This is a genomic window from Mesorhizobium sp. LNHC229A00, assembly GCF_000502415.1.
Classification (GTDB): Bacteria; Pseudomonadota; Alphaproteobacteria; order Rhizobiales; family Rhizobiaceae; genus Mesorhizobium.
The window spans coordinates 1-1,659 of sequence record NZ_AYWQ01000066.1 but is presented as its reverse complement, the minus strand read 5'-3'; the positions used below and the strand labels follow the sequence as shown (position 1 = coordinate 1,659).

The 1,659-nt window shown below is 54.8% G+C and carries 3 protein-coding genes; 2 read left to right on the top strand and 1 reads right to left on the bottom strand.

Features of this window, described 5'->3' with window-relative positions; translation table 11 throughout:
• A partial coding sequence (locus X742_RS1000000174590) for a hypothetical protein (RefSeq protein ID WP_156939498.1) occupies positions 1-264 on the bottom strand: 264 nt, incomplete at its 3' end.
• Between the two features lie 77 nt (positions 265-341).
• On the opposite strand from X742_RS1000000174590, the gene X742_RS140580 reads away from it, so the two are divergent.
• On the top strand, positions 342-602 hold the full coding sequence (locus X742_RS140580) for a helix-turn-helix transcriptional regulator (RefSeq protein ID WP_023775572.1): 261 nt from the start codon (positions 342-344) through the stop codon (positions 600-602).
• Between the two features lie 98 nt (positions 603-700).
• A partial coding sequence (locus X742_RS140585) for a P-loop NTPase fold protein (RefSeq protein WP_023775571.1) occupies positions 701-1,659 on the top strand: 959 nt, incomplete at its 3' end.

Genomic DNA, 1,659 nt, shown 5'->3' with positions numbered 1-1,659 from the left:
CCAGCCCATCCGCGACATTGCTTCGTGCATGGCTGGGTTTGCGCGCACCTTACCTTCGTGCATCCAAAGGTTAGCGACTTGAGGATTTGCCCTGCGCTGAATGTCAGCTGGCAAATTTGCAAGCACCATCAGTGCCGCTTCCTGTGGGGTGCACCCCGACTTTTTTCCGAGGGTCTGTCCCAGCTCCCGATATTCTGCAGAGACCAGAGTCGGATTAATACCCAAGCCTGCTAAGGCCGCGTTGAACCGAATGACGTAGAACATTTGGCCTCCCCCGTATCGCGCTAATACTCGTCTTATATGACGTGGTTTCGTAGAGTGCCAGATGTTGCTCTGACTAAATGGATGTCAGGGAACGGGTGGGCTGGAACGTGCGGCGCTTGCGTGTCGAAAAGGGCATGTCGCAAGACCACCTTGCGTATGCCGCTGAGATCGAGCGCGCGTATGTCGGCTACCTTGAACGGGGCAAACGGAACGCGACACTCACCACGCTCGAAAAGGTGGCCAAGGTGCTTGGGCACGACGTGTCGGAATTCTTCGCAATCCCGCCGAAAGATGCTGAACCGATTGCTCCGCTGAACCCCGGACGGCGTAAGGGCTAACAGGCGAGCCGGTCTCGGTCCCGTTCGCTGTTGCTGAATTGATCCAAATAACGCTATCACTTTCAAGAGTAGTGTGCCGATTTGGAGGAGGTAAGCGGGTGCCGGACATATGGCTGGACGATCTTCTTAACCGCAGAGAAGACGCTGTATTTCTGATCGACTACTTGGTTCGCCGTAACGAACTCGCTGTTCGTGTCGGTGAGCGAGGAACTTCGATCAACGTGACTGCGCCGTGGGGAGCCGGCAAGACGTACTTCGTGAACCAGATGGCCAAGCAACTCGTGGCAGATGGCTGCAAGGTAGCCACGGTTGATGCCTGGCGCGACGATCACGCAGAAGATCCAATCTTCGCCGTTATGTCCGCTGTACTAAAAGCCCTTGGGCCGACGGGGAAGAAAGCGTCTTTCAAAAAGGCGCTGAAAGACAATGCCGGCAAAATTGCAATTCGAGCTGGCAAGGGCCTACTCANGTCTTTCAAAAAGGCGCTGAAAGACAATGCCGGCAAAATTGCAATTCGAGCTGGCAAGGGCCTACTCAGTCGCGGTGCCGCATTTGTGATCGGCCAGTCAACTGTAGATGGCATCGCTGAGGAAGTCGTTAAATCGGTTGCTGACGCAAGCCTTGAGTCTGCCAACGATTATGCTGAACGAGCGCTCCGTATGTTCGACGAGGGACAAGAAGCGATAGACGATTTTCGGCGCAGACTCTCGGAGGGCGTGAAAGACGAGCAGCCGTTGTTCGTTATCGTAGACGAACTGGACCGCTGCAGACCAACTTACGCGGTTGCCCTCTTGGAGAGGATTAAACACCTCTTCGATGTCCCCAACGTCATTTTCATAGCGGCCACACATTCCGATCAGTTGGCCGAAACGATCAAGGCAGTTTATGGCCAAGGATTCGATGCTGAGCGCTACCTACTCCGGTTCTTCGATCGGACCTACACGTTTGACAAGCCGAGTTTGAACGCGTTCGTTGCCGCCCGTTGGGTATCCTTGGGTTTCGATAGCGACCGCATCATGGACTTCCGTGGCAAAACGCACACTGACTCAATTGCTGC

Excerpts from the sequence above, each read along its gene's own strand:
- X742_RS140580 (WP_023775572.1), top strand. The coding sequence starts at position 342 with ATGGATGTCAGGGAACGGGTGGGCTGGAACGTGCGGCGCTTGCGTGTC.